Here is a 22,121-nt window from a genome sequence, read left to right on the forward strand (position 1 = left end):
ACCCCGATAAATGTCGATTCAAGGCCGCACGACTCATGGCGATCCCCGCCAGTGATTCCAACCGGCGATCTTCGTTCCGTGATCAATGTAGGCAAGCATAGGCGGGGCCGGCGAGCCGCGACAGGCAAGAAGGCGGCAGCTTCGCCGGTTGCCGCGAACTCCACGAACCGGCAATTGACCGGCAGCGGAATTGCCGCCCGGACAACCTGGTACGCGGCGCTCCGACGTGCCCTACTGGATGCGGATCTGTAGCCGACGGGAGGGTGTGAGACGGAATCATGCGTCCTTCATCGGCGGCAGCCGCCGTTTCGGCAGTGGACGGCCGCGAGCTCAGCGTCGGGCAGGAGGCGCTGTGGTTCCTCTACCAGCTGGCACCGGAGAGCAGCGCCTACAACGTGTCAGCGGCGGCGAATCTGCATTTTCCGGTCGACCTGGCCGCGCTCAGCGCGGCGGTGTCCCGCACGGTGGCCGGAAACAGCCTGTTGAACTCCGTGATCCGGACCGTCGCCGGGGACCCGCGCCGCTGCCCCGGCGGTGCCGGGACCACGCTGCAGGTCCATGAGCTGCCCGGCGACGACGGCGCGGTGCGGGACTTCGCCCGGTCCTGGGCGCAGCGGCCGTTCCAGCTCGACCGGCAACCACCGATCCGGGTCGCGCTGCTGCGCCGCGACGGCGCCACCCCCGACCTGTTGCTGATGGCCGGCCACCACATCGCGATGGACAACGCCTCCCAGCTGTTGATCATGCGCGAGATCCTCGACCAGTACGCGGCCCGGGTCGCGGGAACCGACCGCCCCGTCGTGGACACCGGCGCGGACTTCGACCTGTTCGTGCGGCGGGAGCGGGAGTTTCTCGGCTCGGCGCGGGCGGCCGCGGCCAGCGCCCACTGGCGCCGCGAACTGACCGGTGTGGGGCGGGGCATCGGTGTCCCGGTCGACCTGCCGAGGCCCGCGGTGTACCGCTTCGTCGGCGCCGAGATCGGGGGCGCGTTCCCGGCGGACCTGCTGGCGCGCGTGGAGGCAGCCTGCGCGGCCCGGAACGTCACCCCCTTCGCCTACCTGCTGTCGGTGTTCCAGCTGCTGCTCCACACGGTCAGTGGGGAGACCGACTTCGTGGTCGGTTACAACGTGTCGGTCCGGCCGGGCCGGCGGTTCCGGGAGGCCGTCGGCTACTTCGTCAACACGCTGCCGATGCCCGCCCGGGTGGAGCCGCAGGGGTCGTTCGGCGCGCTGCTGCGCCGCACGAAGGAGCGGCTGTGGCCCGGACTGATCCACCGCGACTACCCGTTCGCCCTGATGCCACGCCTGGTCGAGGTGCGACGCGACCCCAGCCGGGCCGGGCTGATCTCGACGTTGTTCGTGATGGGAGCGGACGATCCGGCGGATCCGTTCTTCGGCATCGTGGTGCCGGGCCACCGCGTCGAGCGGGCCGGTCTGACCGTGTCGCAGTTCGACGTGCCGCAGCAGCTGGGTCAGTTCGACCTGACGTTGCAGGTGCTCCGGCACGCCCCGATCGGCCGGGCCGAGCTGAAACTCAAGTACAACACCTCGTTGTTCACCGCCGACACCGCCCGCCGGCTGGCCGACGGTTACCTGCGGTTGCTGCGGGCCGCCGCCGACGGGACGCTTCCGTCGCGACTGGACCAGATCGACATCTGACGCCGCCCGGGCAACCGTCCGGACCGGACGGTTGCACACCGCCCGGTCCGGACCGGTCCGGCTGGTTCACCGGTAGGCGCGGGACTGGAGTCCGTACAGCTCGGCATAGAGTCCGCCGGCGGCGATGAGCTCCTCGTGGCTGCCCTGCTCGCGGATTCGTCCCTTGTCCAGCACCACGATCAGGTCCGCCATCCGGACGGTGGAGAACCGGTGCGACACGAGCACGGTGACCGCTCCCGAGTCCCGCCCGGCGCGGGCGGTCTCGGCGAACCGCTCGAACAGGGCGTGCTCGGTGTGCGCGTCGAGCGCCGCGGTGGGCTCGTCGAAGACGACGAGCAGCGGATCGGTGTCCATCAGGCCGCGGGCCAGCGCCAGCTTCTGCCACTGCCCGCCGGACAGATCGACGCCGTCCGGCCACCGGGCGCCCAGCTGGGTCTCCAGCTCGGCGGGGAGCGCGGTGATGACACCCGTCGCCCCGCCGCGCTCCACCGCCGCCCGGACGGCGGCCGGATCCGCCAGCCTGGACAGGTCGCCGACCCCGACCGTCTCGGCGGCCAGAAACTCGAACGACGCGAAGTCCTGGAACGCGGCCGACACCCGGGCCCGCCACTGGTCGCCGGGGAAGCGGGCGACATCGACGTCGTCGACGGCGATCTCGCCGCGGGTCGGCGAGTAGAAGCCGCACAGGAGCTTGACCAGGGTGGTCTTGCCGGCGCCGTTGTCGCCGACGAGCGCGACGACCGTGCCGGCGGGCAGCCGCAGCGAGATGTCGGAGAGTACCTCGCGGCCCCCCTCGGCCCGGGGGTACGCGAAGCTGACCCCGCGCAGCTCGATGGCGTCCCGCACGGCTGCCGGCACCGGGGCGGGCGAGCTGATCGGACGCCGCGCCCGGACCGCCTCCGCCTCCAGCCACCGGAACCGGCGGGCCACCGCCAGGACGAAGAGGAACTCCGTGCCGTACTGCACCGCCAACCCGACCGTGCCGGACAGCTGCGCGGCCAGGCCGACCACCAGCGCCACATCGCCGGGCGTGGCGCGCCCGCTGGTCGCGAGGAACAGCACCAGCCCGATCGCTCCCAGGTACCCCAGGGCGGTGACCACGCCGTCGACGGTCTGCAGGCCGGCGCCGCGCCAGTCCGCGCGGTTGCGTTGCCGCAACACGGCCGCCGCGCTGCGGTGGTGGCGGGTGCGGACGACCTCGACCAGGTCGAATACCCGCAGCTCCTTGCCGGTCGCGGCGGAGGTACCCAGCTCGAACAGGTGTCGGCGGAGGCGTTCCGGTTCGCTGGTGGCCTCCTGGGCAGCCACCTTGAGGTCGCGGCTCACCTTGCCCAGCCAGAACGAGAGCACCGAGAGCACCGGCAGCAGCAGGAGCAGCGGATGGATGGTCAGGAGCAGCGCGGCGCTGACGGTGAGAGCCGCGCCGACCCGCAGCAGGCCGGCCGTCGCGTTCACCATCCCGGCCAGCCGGCCCTGCTCCTCGCGGACCCGGTGGGCCTGGTCCAGGTACTCGGGACGCTCGTGGTGCGCCAGCCCGTCGGTGCCGCCCATCAGCGTCATCAGCCGCTGGCTGGCCAGCGCGCCGGCGCGTTCCATCACCGTGAACAGGCAGTCCACGTAGTAGAAGACGCAGGTCAGGGCGCCGCCGGAGATCAGCGCCAGCAGCCCGGCCGCGATCAGGCCGCGCTCCAGGTCGCGGGCGATCGCAGCGTCCACGATCAGCTTGACGCTCCAGGCGGCGACCGGCACCGCGACCGCGAACACCACGCCGGTGAGGAGCTGCCCGGTGGCGTGCCAGGGGGCAGCTCGGAACCCGATGCCCATCAGGGACGCGTAGGCCCGAATCGTCTCACGCATGTCCGCTCCCCGCTCCGGTGTCACTCATCTTCGGTCCCGCTGTACTGAGCGCGGCCGACCGCTCGTCCGGCCGGCCCGGCGCCGGGTCGTCGACGAACCGGGCTGCCTGCAGCCGGAACATGGTCGCGTACCGCCCGTCCAGGGCCAGCAGGTCGGAATGCGTGCCGTCCTCGACGACCGTGCCCCGGTCGAGCACGATGATGCGGTCCGCCCGGCGCACGGTGGAGAACCGGTGCGAGACCAGGATCGTGGTCAGCCCGGCGGTGAGTTCGAGGAAGCGCTCGTAGAGTTCGGCCTCGGCCCGCACGTCCAGCGCGGCCGTCGGCTCGTCCAGGATCAGCACCCGGGCGCCGGCCTCGACCGCGAAGAACGCCCGGGCCATCGCGATCCGCTGCCACTGCCCGCCGGACAGGTCGACGCCGCCGGAGTACTCCGGCGACAGGATGGTGTCCCAGCCCTGCGGAAGTCCCTCGATCAGCGGCAGCGCGCCCGCCCGCTCGGCGGCCGCGCGCAGCCGGGCGCGGTCGGCGGCCAGCTCGGGTGCGCCCATGCCGATGTTGTCGGCGGCGCTGAGGTGATACCGGGTGAAGTCCTGGAAGAGGACGGAGACCCGGCTGCGCCACGCCGCCGGGGCGAGGTCGGCCAGGTCGTGACCGTCGGCGCTGATCGTGCCCGCGGTGGGCCGGTAGAGCCCGCAGAGGAGCTTCACCAACGAGGTCTTGCCGGCCCCGTTCTCACCGACGATGGCGAGCGACCGGCCCACGTCGATGGTGAGGTCGAGGTCGCGTACCGCCTCCTCGGTCGCGCCCGGGTAGCGGAACCGGACGCCGCTCGCGCGGATCTCGCGGGCGGGGAACTCCGCCGGCACGGTCCGCACCGGATCCGGGTCGGCGGCGGGCGCGGGGGTGAGGCGGTCGTCCAGGTCGAGCACCTTCGGCACGGTGATCGCGGCGAACGACAGGATCGCGTTGTGGTCGTCGAACGCGGTGTAGCTGTTGGCCATGGCCAGCGCCTGGGTGTAGACGGCGAGGGCGGCCAGGCCCAGATCCCCCCGGATCGCGGCCCAGACCAGCAGGCCGTAGGAGAGGGCGTTGACCGCGACGATCGTGCCGGTGGTGCCGAAGACCGCGCCGCGCCGGGGCCGCCGCTGGCGCCAGATCGGCTCGATCGCCGCACGCCAGGTGGACCGGTACCGCCCGAGCAGCCAGTCCAGCATCCCCCAGATCCGGATCTCCTTCGCGGCCGGTGCGGTGATGGCGAGGTCCCGCAGGTACTCGGCGCGGCGCAGGGCGTCGCTCTGCCCGAACCCGACCTGTCCCACCCGGAGGTACTCGCGTTGCATGACGTAGACGACGATCGGCCAGACCACCAACCACAGCAGACCCAGCGCCGGGTGGAACGCCAGCAGCACGGCGGCCGCGCCGAGCGCCCGCAGCCAGGAGGGGAGCACCGCGGCCAACGCCTCGACGGCGAGGCCGGGCCGGTCCGAGTCGGACATGCCGAGACCGCGGACCACCCGCAGCCGGGCCAGCACCTCGGAGTCCTCCAGGTGCGCGATGGTGGCCGGCCGGCCGACCGCGGCCATCACCCGCTCCTGCAGGTAGCGGTCGATCTGCCGGCCGAGGGTCTCGGCCAGGGTGCGCAGCAGCGGCGAGATGATGCGTTCCAGCATCACCAGGACGCCGACCACCGCCAGCAGCACGAGCATTGTCCGTCGTTGGGGGGAGTCCGCACCGCCGCGTACGGCGTCCGGGATGGCGCCGATGAGGGCGCCGGTCGCGATGCCGACCGCGACCGGCAGCACCGAGGCGAACAGGATTCCGAGAGCGCCGAGAACCGCTTTGAGCCGGCTCACCCTGGGCAGTAGCCGAAGCAGTGCCAGGAGTCCGGTGACGGCTGCCGACGGGCGGGGAAATGTCACGCCAGTTTAATATCGGGTCCGCGGCTAAGGGTCAAGGTCGAGCTTTGATCATTTGATCGCCGTCACTCCTCTTTGTCTGTGGGAAGGGGGCTGATAATCTCCGCATGGTGCTTGATCGAAGACCCCCCGGTCGGGTACCTCGGGTGATTAGGGGTGACTGTCGCGCTCGCGACGCAATAAGGAAAGCCGCGCGCTTTCGGCGTTGAGCGGAGAGATATGGGCCTGAGAAACAATGTCGCTTTGCTGCGTCGGCTGCGCGGCTGGACGCAGGAGGAACTCGCTGAGCGATGTGGCCTCAGCGTGCGGACGATCCGCAACGTCGAGCTCGGATCGGTCGACCCCCGTCGCTCATCGGTCAAGCTGATCCTGCGCGCGCTCGACGCCGGCGAGGTGACCGAAGGCCCCCGTGGCCTCCCGACCGCCCCGGACCGCTGGCGCGGTCTGCCCCCGCCGCGGCACCCCATCGTGGGCATGCGCGCCGAGCTGCACGAACTGGCGCGGACCGTGCTGGCCAGCCGCCTGACGGCGGTGGTGGGGCCCGGGGGAGTGGGCAAGACCCGGATCGCGCTGGGGGTGGCGGCCGAGATCGCCTCGACGTTCCGGCACGGCGTCATCGTCGTCGAGCTGGGTGACATCCCGGCCGAGGAACCCGTGGCGCCGCCCCCGACCGCGGTGATCCTGGAACGCGTCACGCGGCTGATCGATCCCGAGTCGACCTGGACCGACAGACGGACCGGGGGCGACGCCCCCGGTGCCGACGCCGGCCTGCTGATTCTGCTCGACAACGCGGAACACCTGCCGTCGGCGGTCGCCGCCGCCGGTAAGGAACTGCTCAACGCCTATCCCCGGGCGCACATCCTCATCACCTCGCGCCGCCCGGTCACCGACCGGTGGGGGCTGAGCCGGGAGATCCGCCCGCTACCGGTGGAGCCGGAGCACCAGGAGGGCGGCTCGCTGGCGCCCGCCGTCGAACTCGTCCTGCGGCGGGCGAGCGTCGGCCTGCCGGCCGCCGCCGACCTGGCCCGGGACCTGCCCCAGGTGGTGGAGCTGTGCCGACGGCTGGCGGGCATCCCCCGGGCGTTGGAATTCGCCGCGGAGCGCCTGCGGACCATTCCCATCCGGTCGCTGCTGGCGGCCGGACCGGCCCTGAGCATGCTGAGCACAAGTGACCACTCGCTCGCCCCGCACCAGCGGTCGGTGGCCGGCAGCATCCGGTGGAGCATCGATCTGCTCTCGGACGGGCACCGCTGGCTGCTGCGGCACATCGCCGGACTGCCGCACGCCGAGTTCGACCACGAACAGGTGCTGGCGGCGGCGGGTGCGGATCAGGAGAGCGTGCTGTGCCACTTCTCCGACCTGGTCGACCATGGTCTCATCACCGCCTGCCGCGACCATCTCTACCGGTACCGGTTGATGCCGTACGTCGGCGAGGTGGTCGGCGCCGACCTCGACGCGTCCCCGGTGCCCGTCTGACCCGCCCCGCCTGCGATCACCCCGCCCGGTCATCCGCCTGACCGTCCGGGAGCCGTCAGAGCAGGGTGAGCAGCGCCCTGGTGTCGACCTTTCCGTTGGCGGTCAGCGGAATCTCGCGGACCGCGACGAAGTCGGCCGGAATCATGTACTCGGGCAGCCGGGCGGCCAGCCCGGCGCGGAGCCGGCGGACGTCCACCGGCTCGCCGTCGGCGGCGATGACGAACGCGGCGAGCCCGCGGGGCCGCGACGACGGACCCGTCGCGAGGACCACGGCGTCGCGTACCTGGGGGTCGTCCCGCAGGATCGCCCGGATCTCGCCCAGCTCGACGCGGTACCCGCGGATCTTGACCTGGTGGTCGACCCGGCCCAGAAACTCCAGCGTGCCGTCGGGCAGCCAGCGGCCGAGGTCACCGCTGCGGTAGAGCCGGACGCCCGGGGCCCCGAACGGATCGGGTCGGAACCGGTCGGCGGTCAACGCCGGGTCGCCGAGGTAGCCGCGGGCCACCCCGAGCCCGCCGATGTGGATCTCGCCGGCCACCCCGACGGGGGTCGGCTCCAACCGGTCGGTCAGGACGTACATCGTGGTGTTCGGGATGGGCGTGCCGAGCGGGACCAACTCGGTGGCCGGGTCGTCGATGATCGGCTGCCCGGAGTTGCCGATGGTGATCTCGGTGGGTCCGTACTCGGTGGCGACGAGCGTCCCGCCGGGGCCGGCGAGGTCGCGCCAGCGGCGGGCCAGCGCCGCGGGAAACGCGTCACCCGCGGCGATCACGATCCCGGCCAGCCGGTGGGCCTGCTCCGGGTCGAGATCGAAGCTGAGCAGGTTGAGCTGCCCGGGAGTCAGCTTGATGAAGCTGTACGGTGCGCCGGCGACCAGTGCGTCGCCGAGGTCGGCGGCCGGCAGCGGATCGGGCAGCAGGTGCACCGGCTCGCCGGTCAGCAGCGGCGTGTAGAGGCTCGGGATGCCGAGGTCGAAGGCGAGCGAGGCGAAGAACGGCGCACCGCCCCGACCGCGGGACGCGTACGCCTCCACTGTCCAGAGCAGATAGTTGCGCAACCCGCCGTGCTGGACCAGCACCCCCTTGGGCGCGCCGGTCGACCCCGACGTGTAGATGACGTACGCCAGGTGGGCGGCTTCGAGCCGGGTCGCCGGTGGGGTGGCCGGCGACCCGGCCAGATCCGCCCGTTCCTGGTCCAGCAGCAGGAACCGGCAGCCCGGGGTGGAGCCCAGCGCGGGCAGCTGGCCGGTCCGGCTGACCACCAGCCGGCAGCCGGCGGTGCCGATCATGTGGCGGAGGCGCTCCACCGGATGGTCCGGATCGAGCGGGACGTAGGCGGCGCCCGCCTTCCAGATCCCGAGCAGGACCGCGAGCAGGTCGACCTGCCGACGCAGGCACACCCCCACCGGGTTGTCCGGCCCGGCGCCGAGACCGATGAGGTGGTGGGCGATCTGGTTGGACCGCCGTTGCAGCTCCCGATAGGTCATCGTCGCGTCGGCGTACCGCACGGCGGTGGCGTCCGGACGGCGTTCCGCCTGGGCGGCGATCAGCTCCACCACGGTCGGACCGTCCCGGTCGACGCGGGGGCCGGCGGCCCAGTCGCCGAGCAGGGCGCGTCGTTGCTCGGGTGGGAGGCAGGCGCGGCGGGCGTCGTCGGGCCCCGCGGCCATGGCGGCCAGCACGGCCCGGTACAGCGCCGCCAGCCACTCCAACCGGGCCACGGAGACCGCGTCCGACATCGCGCGGAGCAGGAGATGACCGTTGTGGATCTCGACCCGCAGTCGGTACCCGGCCGGTGCCGCGGCGGCCCCCGGGGCGACGAGGATCGCGTCGGTGTCGCCGGCGGGACCGGCGTCCGCGGCCAGCGGGGTGGCGGCGTGCGCCATCCGCCACACCCGCTCGACCAGCCCTCGCCAGGTCGGGTCGGTCAGCTCCAGCTCGACCCGGCGCGGCCCGCGGTCACCGGCCGCCAGCAGCAGGTCGGCCCGGCACCCCCGCTCCTCGGCCAGCATGCCGAGCACCTTGACGTGGGCGGCGAGCAGTACGGCGGTGAGCGGCGCGTCGCCGAACCGGGTCCGCAGCCCGTCCACCAGGTCGGCGTACCCGACCGCGACCCGCGCGAGGTCGTGGTCGGTGCCGGGGTCCGCGCCGCCGACGGTGGGGGAGGTGGTGGTCATGTCTGTCCCATCAGGGTCCGGACCAGCCGGCCGACCAACTCGCCCGCCTCGGGCAGGATGAAGTGTTCGGCGTCGATCAGGTGGAACGTGAATTCCCGGGTCGTCTCCGCCGACCAGGCGGCCATGTCGGCGTCGCGTACGAACCCGTCGCGGCGGCCGCCGATGACGGTGATCGGCACGTCCAGCGGAGGTGCCGGGGCGTACCGCACCCGTTCGACCACCCGGTAGTCGGCCCGGATGATCCGTTCGAGCATCGGCAGCAGGTCCGGATCGTCGAGCACCTCCTTGGGCATCCCGCCGAACTCGACCACCCGCCGCAGCAGCTCGTCCCGGCCCAGCAGGTGCAGCTCGCTGCGGGGACGCAACCGCGGCGCCTCCGACGACGAGACGACGAGCAGGGCGGGCGCGGCCCCGCCGTCCGCCCGCAGCCGCCGCGCCAACTCGAAGGCGATGACGCTGCCGGAACAGTGGCCCAGCAGCACGAACGGTCGGTCCAGCAGCGGGGTGAGCGCCGGCAGCAGGCCGTCGACCAGGGCGCCCAGCTCGTCGATGAGCGGTTCGCCGAGCCGGTTCTCGCGGCCGGGAAACCGGACGGCGCAGAGCTCGACCTCGGCGGGCAGCCGCTCGACCCAGGAGTTGAAGGCCGCCCCGCCGGCGCCGATGTGCGGTACGCAGATCAGCCGGAGCCGGGGATCGGCCAGCCGGCGTGGACGGGCGAGCCAGCGGGTGGGCGCGGGACCGGGCCTCAACGGGCCAGCTCCTGGTGCAGGATGGCGCCGAGCCGGGCGTCGGCGAGCACCCCGGCGGGCGACTCGAGGCCGTACTCGAAGAGGTGGACGCGGGCGTCGGAGAGGTGGGCACCCCAGGCCTCGGCGACGGCCGGAGCCGCCGGCCCGTCGAGACAGAGCACCACCGGACCGTCGTACCCGCCGGGCCGATGGCGGTGCACCTCGCTGGCCAGCTCGGCCCAGGCGAGCTGCGCCCGGGCCACGTCGAGCCGGGACATCCCGTCGTCGTACCAGTCCGCCTCGCGCAGCCGGGTGAGCACCTGACCGGCGTCCTGTGGGCCGCCGAGCGCCATCCGGCGGGCCAGCGCCGTGCAGCGCAGATCGAGCAGCTGTCCGACCTCGGTCGGCAGTCCGGTGGCCGGTCCGGGGGCGGGCGGCAGGATCATCGCCACCAGCGCGACCTGGTGACCCCGGCCGCGCAGCGCGCGGGCCACCTCGTACGCGACGACGGCGCGGTATCCGAAGCCGGCCAGCAGGTACGGCCCGTGCGGCGCGGCGGCCAGCACCGCGTCGAGGTAGCGCTCGACGAGACCGGCGAGCCCGGCGTCCGGCGGCAGCGGATCGCGTACGCCCGGCGCCGGCAGGCCGATGATCCGCCGGCCGGCCGGCCAGGTCGCGGCCGCCTCGCGTTCGGGCCGGGCGTGGCTCTCCGAGTGCAGCAGGAACAGCGGCGGGTCGGCGCCGCCCGTCCCGACCGGGGTCGGGTGGCAGCGCACCTCGGCCCAGGACCGGGCCCGCCAGCGGGACCCGGCGCCGGTGGCGGTGTCGGCGAGCAGTTCCGGGAACACGGCCCGTCCCGGCGCCGGGGCGCGCTCGTTGCCGACGGTCAGGTGTTCCGCCAGCCGGGCCGGGGTCGGGTTGCGCAGCGCCACCGACGTCCGCACGGCGATCCCGCGCGCCCGGAGTTCGTCCACCGTGTCGATGATGGAGAGCGAGTCCCCGCCCAGATCGAAGAAGTCGTCGTACGGCCCCACCGGGGTCCGCAGGACACCCCGCCAGACCTCGCAGACCGTCTCCTCGATCGTCCGGCAGGTGAGCAGAGACTCGTCCAGCCGGGAACCGGGTGCGTCGACCGCCGTCATCCCCATCTCCCGCCCTCGGGTGCATCCCGATCGTCATCAGCGGGCGGCGGGCGTACCAGGAATTTGGCCGGCAAGTCCGGCGCCGGGAGTTGCCGTCGCCGTTGCCTGTGAAGCGCAGGTCGGCCGTGCGTTACTGGCAATCCAGGAGGGACGATGATCGAGACTGAGGTGGTGCTGCGTACGCCGGTGCCGCGGGCCCGGGTCGCGGAACTCGAGCGGCGGATGTTCTACGTCTCCGCGCAGATCGAGTCGTTCCGACTCGTGGTCGACGACGGAACGGTCCGCGCGGTCCGGTTGTTCAGTACCGCGGCACTGGACCGGCAGGCCCTGGCGGCGAAGCTCGACTCCCTGGTCGAGAACGACCTGGGCAGCCAGCCGGAGCAGCCGACCAAGGTGGTCTGGCGGTCGGCCAACCTGCGGACGACCCATGAGGTGTACGCGCCGCTGCTGGCCGCCGGCGTGATCAGCGAGGCCGGCGAGGGCCAGATCGCGGTCGGGGAACCCCTGATCTCGCTGTTGGCCGCCCTGGACCGGCGCCTGCGCGACCTGGTGGTGGAGACGTTCGGGGCGACCGAGTACCGGTACCCGACCCTGATCCCCACCCGGGTACTCGACACGGCCGGCTATCCGGGCGCCTTCCCCCAGTACCTGATGCTGGTGACCCGGCTGCACGAGGACCTGGACGTGTACCGCGACTTCCAGCGCTCCTACGACGCCTCGGGGAGGCTGGACGGCGAGGCGTTGCGGCAGTGCTCCAACGTGGACTACTGCCTGCCTCCGACCATGTGCTACCACACCTTCGCCCAGTACCGCGGCCGGGTCCTGCCGGCCGACGGAGTGCAGGTGGTGACCTCCCGCGGCAAGTCGTTCCGGTACGAGTCGCGGTACGCCACGACCCTGGAGCGGCTCTGGGACTTCACCATCCGGGAGACCGTCTTCTTCGGCGGCCGGGGCGCGGTCCTGGACGCCCGCGAGCGGCTCATGGAGCTGGTCTTCGCGCTCGTCGACGAGCTGGGGTTGGACGGGCACTGTGAGGTCGCCAGCGACCCGTTCTTCATGGGCGCCGACCGGGCGGCCCGGGCCTGGTCGCAGCGGCAGCTGGAACTCAAGTACGAGCTGCGGTTGCGACTGGGACCGGAGCGGGACGTCGCCGTCGGTTCGTTCAACTTTCACGGCGACTTCTTCGGCCGCGGTTTCGACATCACCCGGCCGGATGGGGTCCCCCAGGTCAGCGGGTGTGCCGGGTTCGGCCTGGAACGCCTGGTCTACGCGTTGCTCTGCCAGCACGGCCCCGATCCCGAGAACTGGCCGGCGGCGCTGCGCGACTCGCACCGGGCCGAGCTCGCCGGCGACCAGGCCGGGGTGCGCTGATGACCGGGCGCCCGACCCGTCCCGGTCGGCCCCTGGCGGAAGGAGAGCCGCGGTGAGCGAAACCGGGGGCGACACCTACCAGGTGGTCGTCAACCACGAGGAGCAGTACTCGATCTGGCCCGCTGACCGCGAGCCGCCGGCGGGCTGGCGGGGCGAGGGCACCGTCGGCACCAAGGCGGACTGCCTTGCCCACATCACCGAGGTCTGGACCGATCTGCGTCCGTTGAGCGTCCGCGCCGGCGGGTCGTAGGACCGCGGGCCGGACAGAGGAGGACCTATCGTGACCGTGGAAAAGGCCGGCAGCCGTACGGGTGACCTCGACGCGGCGCAGCGGGCGGAGCAGATCCGGCAGCGGCTGCTCGGCTCCACCCGCCGTACCGTGGTGATCGACCGGGTCGACCGGGGCGGTCCGCTGCCGCTGTCGGCCGGGCAGCAGCAGATGTGGGTGCTGCACCGGCTCGATCCGGCGAGCCCCGCGTACCTCATGGCCTGGACGTTGCGGCTGGTGGGCGAGGTGGACGTCGAGGCCCTGCGGTGGGCCTGGGAGCGGCTCGTGCACCGGCACGAGATCCTGCGGACCCGCTACGGCCAACCGGGCGACGAGCCGGTCGGTTACCTCGACCCGCCGGCCCGCTTCGAGCTGCCGGTGGTCGACCTGCTTGGCGAGCCGGCGGCCGGGCGGGAGGAACACGCGGTGCGGATCGCGGCGGCGCGTCGGCAGCAGCCGTTCGACCTCGAGACCGAGCATCCGCTGCGGGTCACGCTGATTCGGGTGGCGCCGGCGCGGCACCTCCTGGTGGTGGTCACCCACCACATCGCCTGCGACGGGGCGTCGTACCGGCGGATCGGCGCCGAGGTGAGCGCGTACTACGCGGAGCGCGCCGCCGGCCGGCCGGCCGCGCTGCCGGACCTTCCGGTCCAGTACGCCGACTACGCCGGCTGGGAACGCCGGCGCGTGGCCGGCGACGGCCTGCGCACCCAGCTGGAGTACTGGCGCCGTCACCTGGACGGCCTCTCGGAGCTGGCGCTGCCCACCGACCGGCCGCGGCCGGCGCGACCGGACTGGCGCGGCGGCACCGTCGAGGTTCCGGTCGGCCCGGAGCTGACCGAGCAGATCCGGCGGTTGGCGAGCGCCCGGCAGGCCACGCCCTACCTGGTGCTGCTCGCGGCGTTCCAGACGATGCTCGCGCAGCTGTCCGGGCACGAGGACGTGGCGGTGGGCACGCCGGTGACAATGCACGCGCTGCCCGAGCTCGACCAGCTCATCGGGTATACCATCAACACGGTCGTGGTCCGCGCGCGATGCCCGCGGGACGCGACGTTCGCCGCCGTCCTGGCCGAGGTCCGGACGGCCGCCCTGGCCGCGCTCGACCATCGGGAGGTGCCGTTCCGGCTGCTCGTGGACGAGCTGCGGCCGGCGCGGGACCCGGGCGGCAACCCGCTGTTCCAGGTCGCCTTCGATCTGAACCCGACCGAGGACGGCGTGTTCGACCTGCCCGGTGTCGAGGTGACGCCGGTCGGGGCGCCGGAGCGGACGGTGGCCAAGTTCGACCTCACGGTGCACGTCGAGGAGGCGCCGGACGGGCGGTTGTCGGCCTACCTCGAATTCGCACGGGCGCTGTTCGACGAGGAGACGGCGCAGCGCCTCGCCGCCCACTACGGCCGGCTGCTCGACACGGTAATCCGGGAGCCGGAGCTGCGGCTGGAGCTGCTGCCGCAGCCGCCCCTGCCGGGTCCGACGCCGGCCGCCGCGGCGCAGCCGTCGGCGTCCGGAACCGCCGGCGCCGAACCCGACGCGGAGCTGCTGGCCACGCTCGATGAGGTGTGGCGGGACGTGCTGCGGGTGGACCGCATCGAGCCGGACGACAACTTCTTCGACATCGGTGGGGACTCGGTCCGGGCGGTCGCGCTGGCCGGCCGGTTGAAGACGCGGGGCCTGGACGTGACCGCGGCCGACCTCTTCGCCCACCAGACGGTCGAGGAACTGGGCCGGGCGGTCGCGCTGCGCAGCCGCGCCGAGGTGCCCACCGGCATCCCCCCGTTCGCGATGGTGAGCCCCGCGGACCGGGACGCGTTGCCGACCGACCTGGCGGATGCCTACCCGGTCGGCGCCGGGCAGCTCGGCATGATCATCGAGATGCTGGCCCGACCGGACCTGAACCTCTACCAGGACTCCACCTCCTTCCTGATCCGCGGCGACGGCCCGTTCTCGGCGTCGGCCTTCGAGCGGGCGGTGCAGCTTGTCGTGGACCGGCACGAGGTGCTGCGCACCACCTTCGACCTGAGCAGCTACTCGGTTCCCCTGCAACTGGTGCACCGCGAGGTCAGCTACCGACCGGGCGTCACCCGCGGTGAACGACTGGGGCCCGAGGGCTGGGAGCCCCGGCTGCGCGCGTACTTCGACGAGCGACGGCGCAACCCGATGTCCCTGACCGAGGCGCCGCTGGTCCGGTTCCACGCCCACCAGGCGGCCGGCACCGACGACTGGTGCTTCTCGGTCACCGAATGCCACCCGGTGTTGGAGGGCTGGAGCTTCCACACGTTGATGATGGAGATCCTCACCGCCTACCGGGACTTCCGGTCCGGTCAGGTGCCGGCCACCCCGGAGCCGGTGCCGTTCCGGTACGCGGACTACATCGCGGCCGAACTCGCCTCGCTGCGGTCGGAGAGTGATCGCGCCTACTGGCGGGGGGTCATCGAGGGACGGTCACCGGGCAAGCTTCCGACGGCCTGGCGGGACGACCCCGACGCCGCCCGGGACCGCTACCAGCACAGCGTCTGGTTCGACGACCTCCAGGACGCCCTGCGCCGGCTCGCCGCCGACACCAGAACCTCGCTGAAGGCGGTGCTGCTGGCCGCGCACCTGACGGTGATGGGCGCGGTGACCGAGGCGGAGGACTTCTGCACCGGCCTGGTGACCGACGCCCGCCCGGAGCTGGTCGGCGCCGAGCGGATCCCCGGCTTCTACATCAACACCGTGCCGTTCGCGATGCCCACCGGCGCGCGTACCTGGGGAGAGCTGGTCGGACTGGTCTACCAGGGGCTGACCGAGATGTGGCCGCACCGCCGGTTCCCCATGCCGATCGTCCAGCAGGAGTTCGCCCCCGGCACCCGGCTGGTCGAGGTGATGTTCAACTACCTCGACTTCCACCAGGTGGACAAGGACCTGGTGCACTGGGAGGCGACGGTCGACGAGTCGGAGAACGAGTTCGCCCTGCACGTCTTCACCCTCGCCGGGGATCGCTCCGGGGTGTTGCGGCTCAACACCACGAACCACGTGCTGACCCGCGATGCGACGCGGCGGCTCGGCGAGATGTACCGGGCGGTGCTTCAGGACATGGCCCGCGGCCCGGGGGGAGACGCCACGGCAGCGTGCCTGCCGCCGGCCGACGCGCGCCGGCTAGCGGCCGTCCGGGACGCGACGGCCCTCGCGACCGAGCCGGAATCCGTGCCGGCCGCCTTCGCCGGGTGGGTCCGGAGCCGTCCGGACGCGGTCGCGGTCCGCTCCGCCGACGTCCAGCTCAGCTACGCGCAGCTCGACGCGGCGGCGCGGCAGGTGGCGGACCGCCTGCGGCAGGTCGGCGTACGCCCGGGCGGGCTGGTCGCGGTGGCGCCGCGGCACGACGTCTCGCTGCCGGCGACGCTGCTCGGGATCTGGCAGGCGGGCGCCGCCTGGCTGGCCCTGGACGGCCGGCTCCCGCCGGAGCAGCGGCCCGCGGCGGCCCGCGCCGCCGGAGCGGACGCCCTCGTCGAGGCGACCACCGTGACGGACCTGCGGCCGGTGACGTCCGACGGGTCGCGGGCCGGTTGGCCGGCCGGTCCGGTCGCGGCCGTGCTGCCCGACCCGCGGACCGCGCCCGGTGGCGGCGCGGTCCTCTCGCACCGCGCGCTGGCGTACGCGTTGGCGGGCCAGCGGGCCGGCCTCGCCGAGCTCGGGTCGCCGTCGACCGAGGAGTCGGTCTGGCTCTTCGCCAGCTCGTTCCCGTCCTGGCCGGCGCTCACCGAACTGCTGCTGCCGATCGTCACGGGTGGGCAGCTCGTCCTCGGGCCGGCGCCCGCCGTCACCCACCGGTACGCCACCGCCGGGGAGGTCGGGTCCGATTCCGCCGGTCGGGTCGGAGCTGGCCCGGTCGTCGTCCTCGCCGGCGGCGACCCCCTGCTCGGGGTGGCGCGTCCGGCCGCGACCGGCGAGGGCGCCCGGGTGGTCGAGGTGGGCGGCTGCGACACGGCACCGGGTTGGCTGACCCTCGCCGGTCGGCCGCTACCCGGCCGGACGCCGTACGTGCTTGATCCGCAGCGGCGGGCGGTGCCGATCGGCGTGCTCGGCGAGCTGTACGTGGGCGGGCCGGCGCTCGCCGACGGGTACCACGGGGACCCGGTGGCGACCGCTGAGCACTTCGTCCCCGCCCCCGACGGTGATCAGCGGCTCCTGCGGACCGGGCACCTCGCCCGGTTCCACGACGACGGCCGGCTGGAACTCCTCGGCCCCCGGCGGTGGTACCGCACCCCGGACTCGGGGCTGGTCGACCTGGGCGCGATCCGCGCGGCGCTGGCTGCCCACCCGGCGGTACGCGAGGCGTACGTCCGGTTGCGGCCGGCGGCGGGCGACGGCCACCAGCTGGTGGCGTACCTGCGGCCGGTCCCCGGCGCGGCGGTCGAACCGGTCGAGATCCGCCGGACCCTGGCCGGCCGGCTGCCCCGCCGGCTCGTGCCGGACATCCTGATCCCGGTCGAGTCCTGGCCGCTGACCGCCAGCGGGCAGGTCGACCCCGACGCGCTGCCGGAGCTGCCCGCCCCGGACGCCTCGACCGGCGGTCACCAGCCGTGGGACGACGAGTTCGAGAGACTGTTGCGGGCCGTGCTTCCGGCCCTGCCCGACGACGCGGAGCTCACCGCGGACGCCGAGCTGGCCGTCCTGGGCCTGAACTCGCTCTCCACGGTGGAGCTGCTCATCTCGCTGGAGCACCTCTACGACGTCAGCATCCCCGGCGGGCGGCTGGTCCTGGACATGTTCGAGACCCCCGCGACCCTGTGGGAGGGGCTCAACCGCCTGCGGGCCGCGCAGCCGGAGGACGCGGGCGTGACCGCATGACCCCGGGACTCCCCGACCTACCGACAGTCAACACGGAGGTGGACATGTCCATCGCAGACCTCGACACATCACTGCGCGACGACATCCGGGAAGCCGTCGCCGAAATCCTGGAGATCGAGCCCGATGAGATCACCTGGACCAGCAGCTTCCAGCACGACCACGAGGCCGACTCGTTGCAGCGCATCGAACTGCTCACCGCCCTGGAACGCCGGTTCGGCATCACGATCGACGAGTCCCTGCTGCCCACGATGACCGACCTGTCGAGCACCTACGCCGTCGTCGCCGAGATCGTGGCGAACCGGTAGCGGAGCGGAGGGAACTGGCATGCCGGTCGAGTCGACGCGCCCGCGCGTGGTGATTACCGGCCTCGGCGTCATCAGCAGCATCGGCACCGGGGCCGAGGAGTTCGCGCGTGCGCTGCGCGCGGGCCGGTCCGGGGCGGGGCCGATCCGGGCGTTCGACACCGAGGGGTTCGAGCACACCAACGGGTGCGAGGTGACCGATTTCGACCCGACGGCGTGGATCGACCGGCTCGATCCCCGGGAGCTGGGCCGAGCCACCCAACTCGCCGTCTCCGGCGCCAACCTGGCCCTCGCGGACGCCCGGCTCAGCCCGGCGTACCTGCGCGCCCGGCCGGCGGTGGTGGCGGTCGGCACCACCAGCGGCGAGACCCGGGAGGTGGAGTTGGCGCTGCAGCGGCAACTGACCACCGGCGCGACGGACATCGAGCCGGCCGCCGCCCGCCGGGCCCGGTCGGGACGGCTCTCCGCGGACATCGCCCGGGAGCTCGACCTCACCGAGGTCGAGGCGGTGACCGTGCCGACCGCCTGCGCCGCGGGCAACTACGCGATCGGCTACGGCTACGACGCGATCGTCGACGGCGACGCGGAACTGGCGCTCTGCGGCGGAGTGGACGCCATGGTGCGTACCAACTTCATCGGATTCCATCGGCTGGGCACCATCGCACCCACCGTGTGCGCGCCGTTCGACGGCGACCGGCGGGGCATCCTCACCGGCGAAGGAAGCGGGATCCTGGTGCTGGAGCGCCTCGACGCGAGTCTGGCGCGTGGAGCCCGGATCTACGCCGAGGTCCTCGGGTACGGATTGAGCTGCGACGCGCACCACGCGGTGTCGCCGGACCGCGACGGGGTGGCCGACTGCATCGCCCGCGCCCACGCCAACGCCGGCGTCGGACCCGACGACCTGGACCTGATATCCGCCCACGGCACCGGAACGAAGACCAACGACGTCACCGAGGTGGCCGCCATCCGCCAGGTCTTCGGCGACCGGCTCCCGCCGACCATCTCCATCAAGTCGATGTTGGGACACACGATGGGCGCCGCGAGCGCGCTGGCCGCGATCGCGTGCGTGCTGTCGCTCACCGAGGGATTCATCCCGCCGACGATCAACTATCGACAACCGGACCCGGAGATAGCCATCGACTGCGTGCCGAACCAGGCGCGACCGGCGTCGCTGCGCCGGGTGCAGAACAACGCACTCGCGTTCGGCGGGAACAACGCCGTCCTCCTGCTCGGAGCCTACTCATGACCGCGACGCGCACCGTCATCACCGGCTGGGAGACCCACTCACCCCTGGGACACGGCACCGACGCCCACACCAGCGCCGCGGCGCTGGTGGCGGGCCGGGACGACGCTCCCCGCCGGGTGCCCGACTTCGAGGTACGGCGGGTACTCGGCGCCAAGGGGACCCGTTCCATGTGCCGGGCGAGCGGCCTCGCGGTCGCCACCGCGGGCCGGCTGCTCACCCGGTTCGCCCTGGACCGGCAGCACCGTACCGACCACGCCGACGACGATCTAGGCCTGGTGCTGGCCACCAGCGACAACGTGCAGACCGTGGTCGACTTCAACCGCGACAGCTGGACCGCGTCGCGCCCCTACGGGGTGGACCCGGCGCGGCTGCCGGTGACACTGATGAACGTACACGCCGGACAGTGTGCGATCTGGCACCGGCTGCGGGGGCCCAACTCCACGATCAGCGGCAGTCACCTCGGCTCGTTGCTGGCGCTCCGCTACACGGGCCGCCTGCTGCGCCGCGGGCACGCCCGGGTGGTGCTCTGCGGTGCGGTGGAGGAGGACAGCGAGACCCGGGCGGCGTACGCGGCGGCCCGGGCGGTGCCCGGCCCACGCCGGCCGCCGGGCGAGGGCTGCGTCATCTTCCTGGTCGAGTCGGCCGATCGGATCGTCCCCGAACGGCCGGCGCTCGCCGAGCTGCTGACGGTGGAGTTCGGGTTCGCACCGAGTGCCGGTGCGGTCCGGGCCGCACTCGCGGGTTGCCTGTCCCGGGCGCTGGCCCGGACCGGCGTGCCGGCGGACCGGATCAGCGCGGTGGTCCCGTCACCGGCGGTGGACGCGCGCGGCGGCGAGGAGGCGCTCGCGATCAAGGTGGTCCTCGGCGAGGTGCCCGTGGTGTCGGCCCTGCACGACGCGCTGGGGGACACCGACGCGGTCGCGGCGGCCTTCCAGATCGTCGGGCTGCTGACCGATCCGGCGCTGGCCGGGCGGATCGCGGCGGTCACGGCGACCGATGCCGAGGGCCGGGTCGGATGCGCGCTGCTGCGGATGCCCCCACGAACGTGACGCAACCCCACCACGGGACCGGATCGACACGTCTGGAAAGGACCTGACCCTGATGGGCTCGGTCAGCACCGGCGACCGTCCGGTCGTCTTGTATCTCACCAACGGCAGCGAACACATGCGGGTCGGCGGCAACGCGCTGCGGACCGCGGCGATCGACGAGGCGATGCACCGCTGCGCGACGACCACCCACCGGGTGCGCTGTGTCGACGAGGAGGACTGCGCACACGCGGCGCCGGCCGAGCCGGCGGCGGCGCTGGGCATCGGCCGGGAGTGAGCCGGCGCAGCACCGCCGGAACCCGGTCCAGCCGTCCGCCGGTCAGCGCGTAGGGGTCCTCCAGCAGCGCCCGCGGCGCCGCGTCGGCGTGCACCGCGGCCAGCAGTGCCCACTCGCCCTCGGTCCGGGGCGGCCGGGGCCGGGCCGGCCGGCCGCGCCCGTCGGCAGCCGGGCCGGACGCGCCGAAGGCCGCTGGATCCGTGGTCACCGCGTAGCTGCGGGGGCGGTCGCGGCGGGGTGCGGATCGAGGCGCGCCATCAGCCAGCGGTGCACCCCGACGGCGTCGGGTCCGGCCGGGCGGGTCAGCACGTCGGCGTGGAGCGTGGCCCGGCCCGCCTCGGCAGTACCGCGGAGGCGGGGATCCGGTACCGCTCGGTCAACCACTCGACGGCCAACGCGGCGGCCGGTGACCGCAGGCGGGCGACGTGCACGCTGTGCCGGCCGGTGTCGCGGCCCTCGGCGATCTCCGGGTTCGGCGAGGGCGACGCGGAAGCCGACCGGGTCGAAGGTGCGGCGGTCGGGGAAGCGGTACTGGTCGAGCCAGGGCCAGGCCTGACCCCAGCTCAGCGGGTAGGTGCCTGCGGCACCGTCAGCCGTGGACAATCCGGCACCTCCTGGTGTCTGGTCGCGGTCTGCGGGGGCTGGTCGGCCGGTCAGCTAGGCCGTGTCCTCCGCTTCCTGCTCCAGCAGTTCGGCGAAGGCGAGCCATCCCTCGGAGCACTGGCGCGCCAGCCGGGCCACGGCGTACGTGCAGTGTGGTGGCAGGGCGGCCGGCACCTGGTGCCACTCCGGGGCGTTGACCACCCGGAGGCTGAGCCAGCGCAGGAACTGCCGGCCCGAGTCGGTGAAGCGCAGCGACGGATCCTGCTGCAGGCTGCGTAGCAGGTCGTCGATGTTCGCGCCGACCCGTCCGATGGTCCGCGTCACCTGGCCGTCCACCGCCGCCGGTCGTCGGACGTCGAGGGTGGGATCCTCGCCGCGGTCGAGGCGGGCGCGGACGTCGCGGACCGTGGCCGGGGAGATGCCCGCGCGGCGTGCGGTCTCCCGCAGCGACGCCTGCGGATCGCGTCGGATGATCTCGGCGGCGATCCGGCGGCCCTGGTTGCGGTCGACCGGACGCGCCCGGCCGTCGCGGCCGATCCGCGACGCGGGCGCCGGTACGGTGGGCAGTGATCGGCGGATGGTGCCGACGGTCACCGGTGCCAGGCCGGTGATCTCGGCGATGGTGCGGTCGGACCAGGAGCTGAACGACCTGATGATCCGGCGCGCCGCCGCGGTGCGGTCGGCCAGCGAGAGCGGCAGGCCGTGTCCGGTGTTGGCGCGGACGGACTCCACGAACGCCTGTTCCTCGGTGCCGTCGAAGAAGTGCACGTCGATCGTCCGCTGACCGCGCAGCATGGCGGCGTGCAGGCGGTGCACGCCGTCGATGACCCGCATGTGGGTCCGGTGCACGAGGATCGGGGGCAGGCGGGTCTCGATCTCGGCCAGCAGCCGGACGTACGCGGGGTCCGCGCCGGCGAGCCGGGGTGAGTCGGCCGGTACGAGCTGGTCCAGCGGGACGTGGACCGGACGGGTCGGCGGCTGCGGCCGGTCCGGCGCAGCCAGGACGCGCAGTTCGCGGGGGAGTGTCGGGACCGCGCCCGATCGGTCACTGCCGGCTACCTTTCCCATGCCGCACTCCAGTTCAGGAAGTCGTTGCGTCGATGTGCCGCCACCGTCGGATGTCGTGGCGGCGTAGCGTCGTCTGCCGCTCCCGCCGGGTCCCGGACCGGTCAACGGAAAGACCAAGGTCAATCTTTTTGTTTCCGGAGCCGGCTAGTCCGCGAACCCGG

Annotated in this window: 15 protein-coding genes; 9 read left to right on the forward strand and 6 right to left on the reverse strand. The window is 73.3% G+C overall.

All coding sequences use genetic code 11. From position 1 onward, the window contains the following. Nucleotides 1–314 precede the first annotated feature (314 nt). The gene (locus O7627_RS15355) at nucleotides 315–1,658 is read left to right on the forward strand and encodes a condensation domain-containing protein (RefSeq protein WP_278094185.1); all 1,344 of its coding nucleotides are present in this window, start codon (nucleotides 315–317) and stop codon (nucleotides 1,656–1,658) included. 66 nt (nucleotides 1,659–1,724) lie between these two features. Here O7627_RS15355 and O7627_RS15360 read toward each other — a convergent pair whose 3' ends face one another. Continuing rightward, entirely contained in the window at nucleotides 1,725–3,515 is a 1,791-nt protein-coding gene (locus O7627_RS15360) for an ABC transporter ATP-binding protein (protein WP_278094186.1), read from the reverse strand. Next, on the reverse strand, nucleotides 3,508–5,436 hold the full coding sequence (locus O7627_RS15365; protein WP_278094187.1) for an ATP-binding cassette domain-containing protein: 1,929 nt from the start codon (nucleotides 5,434–5,436) through the stop codon (nucleotides 3,508–3,510). Before O7627_RS15365 ends, O7627_RS15360 begins: the two co-directional genes overlap by 8 nt. 216 nt (nucleotides 5,437–5,652) lie before the next feature. Here O7627_RS15365 and O7627_RS15370 point away from each other — a divergent pair, with 216 nt between their 5' ends. After that, the gene (locus O7627_RS15370) at nucleotides 5,653–6,909 is read left to right on the forward strand and encodes a helix-turn-helix domain-containing protein (RefSeq protein ID WP_278094188.1); all 1,257 of its coding nucleotides are present in this window, start codon (nucleotides 5,653–5,655) and stop codon (nucleotides 6,907–6,909) included. A gap of 55 nt (nucleotides 6,910–6,964) precedes the next feature. Here the strand turns inward: O7627_RS15370 and O7627_RS15375 are convergent, their stop codons facing one another. From O7627_RS15375 to O7627_RS15385, 3 genes are read right to left on the reverse strand one after another with little or no spacing between them, the layout of a single operon-like run. Further along, on the reverse strand, nucleotides 6,965–9,085 hold the full coding sequence (locus O7627_RS15375; RefSeq protein WP_278094189.1) for an amino acid adenylation domain-containing protein: 2,121 nt from the start codon (nucleotides 9,083–9,085) through the stop codon (nucleotides 6,965–6,967). Then, entirely contained in the window at nucleotides 9,082–9,834 is a 753-nt protein-coding gene (locus O7627_RS15380) for an alpha/beta fold hydrolase (protein WP_278094190.1), read from the reverse strand. The genes O7627_RS15375 and O7627_RS15380 overlap by 4 nt, the downstream gene beginning before the upstream one ends. Next, complete coding sequence (locus tag O7627_RS15385) at nucleotides 9,831–10,955, reverse strand: phosphopantetheine-binding protein (RefSeq protein ID WP_278094191.1); 1,125 nt, start codon at nucleotides 10,953–10,955, stop codon at nucleotides 9,831–9,833. Before O7627_RS15385 ends, O7627_RS15380 begins: the two co-directional genes overlap by 4 nt. Nucleotides 10,956–11,108: 153 nt before the next feature. Between O7627_RS15385 and O7627_RS15390 the strand changes: the two genes are divergently transcribed. Genes O7627_RS15390 through O7627_RS15420 form a run of 7 tightly spaced genes read left to right on the forward strand, consistent with a single transcriptional unit; the run spans nucleotide 11,109 to nucleotide 20,289 of the window. Next, nucleotides 11,109–12,326 (forward strand): hypothetical protein, encoded by a 1,218-nt coding sequence (locus O7627_RS15390; RefSeq protein ID WP_278094192.1) that lies wholly within the window; start codon nucleotides 11,109–11,111, stop codon nucleotides 12,324–12,326. 52 nt (nucleotides 12,327–12,378) lie between these two features. After that, nucleotides 12,379–12,576 carry an MbtH family protein gene (locus tag O7627_RS15395; RefSeq protein WP_278094193.1) on the forward strand — a complete coding sequence of 66 codons (198 nt, stop codon included), beginning with the start codon at nucleotides 12,379–12,381 and terminating at the stop codon, nucleotides 12,574–12,576. 30 nt (nucleotides 12,577–12,606) lie between these two features. Further along, complete coding sequence (locus tag O7627_RS15400; protein WP_278094194.1) at nucleotides 12,607–17,418, forward strand: condensation domain-containing protein; 4,812 nt, start codon at nucleotides 12,607–12,609, stop codon at nucleotides 17,416–17,418. A gap of 44 nt (nucleotides 17,419–17,462) precedes the next feature. Continuing rightward, entirely contained in the window at nucleotides 17,463–17,723 is a 261-nt protein-coding gene (locus O7627_RS15405) for a phosphopantetheine-binding protein (protein ID WP_278094195.1), read from the forward strand. 19 nt (nucleotides 17,724–17,742) lie between these two features. Then, nucleotides 17,743–18,966: a beta-ketoacyl-[acyl-carrier-protein] synthase family protein gene (locus tag O7627_RS15410; RefSeq protein WP_278094196.1), complete on the forward strand. Its 1,224-nt coding sequence runs from the start codon at nucleotides 17,743–17,745 to the stop codon at nucleotides 18,964–18,966. After that, nucleotides 18,963–20,015, forward strand: a complete 1,053-nt coding sequence (locus tag O7627_RS15415) for a beta-ketoacyl synthase N-terminal-like domain-containing protein (RefSeq protein ID WP_278094197.1) — start codon at nucleotides 18,963–18,965, stop codon at nucleotides 20,013–20,015. The genes O7627_RS15410 and O7627_RS15415 overlap by 4 nt, the downstream gene beginning before the upstream one ends. A gap of 52 nt (nucleotides 20,016–20,067) precedes the next feature. Further along, nucleotides 20,068–20,289: a hypothetical protein gene (locus O7627_RS15420; RefSeq protein WP_278094198.1), complete on the forward strand. Its 222-nt coding sequence runs from the start codon at nucleotides 20,068–20,070 to the stop codon at nucleotides 20,287–20,289. A gap of 657 nt (nucleotides 20,290–20,946) precedes the next feature. Here the strand turns inward: O7627_RS15420 and O7627_RS15425 are convergent. Continuing rightward, entirely contained in the window at nucleotides 20,947–21,960 is a 1,014-nt protein-coding gene (locus O7627_RS15425) for a ParB N-terminal domain-containing protein (protein ID WP_278094199.1), read from the reverse strand. Nucleotides 21,961–22,121: the final 161 nt, after the last annotated feature.

Source organism: Solwaraspora sp. WMMD1047 (assembly GCF_029626155.1).
Classification (GTDB): Bacteria; Actinomycetota; Actinomycetes; order Mycobacteriales; family Micromonosporaceae; genus WMMD1047.

Bases quoted from the DNA above. Each gene is read 5' to 3' on its own strand.
- O7627_RS15360 (WP_278094186.1), bottom strand. From the start codon at position 3,515: ATGCGTGAGACGATTCGGGCCTACGCGTCCCTGATGGGCATCGGGTTC.
- O7627_RS15370 (WP_278094188.1), top strand. From the start codon at position 5,653: ATGGGCCTGAGAAACAATGTCGCTTTGCTGCGTCGGCTGCGCGGCTGG.
- O7627_RS15375 (WP_278094189.1), bottom strand. From the start codon at position 9,085: ATGACCACCACCTCCCCCACCGTCGGCGGCGCGGACCCCGGCACCGAC.
- O7627_RS15385 (WP_278094191.1), bottom strand. From the start codon at position 10,955: ATGACGGCGGTCGACGCACCCGGTTCCCGGCTGGACGAGTCTCTGCTC.
- O7627_RS15390 (WP_278094192.1), top strand. From the start codon at position 11,109: ATGATCGAGACTGAGGTGGTGCTGCGTACGCCGGTGCCGCGGGCCCGG.
- O7627_RS15405 (WP_278094195.1), top strand. From the start codon at position 17,463: ATGTCCATCGCAGACCTCGACACATCACTGCGCGACGACATCCGGGAA.
- O7627_RS15410 (WP_278094196.1), top strand. From the start codon at position 17,743: ATGCCGGTCGAGTCGACGCGCCCGCGCGTGGTGATTACCGGCCTCGGC.
- O7627_RS15415 (WP_278094197.1), top strand. From the start codon at position 18,963: ATGACCGCGACGCGCACCGTCATCACCGGCTGGGAGACCCACTCACCC.
- O7627_RS15420 (WP_278094198.1), top strand. From the start codon at position 20,068: ATGGGCTCGGTCAGCACCGGCGACCGTCCGGTCGTCTTGTATCTCACC.
- O7627_RS15425 (WP_278094199.1), bottom strand. From the start codon at position 21,960: ATGGGAAAGGTAGCCGGCAGTGACCGATCGGGCGCGGTCCCGACACTC.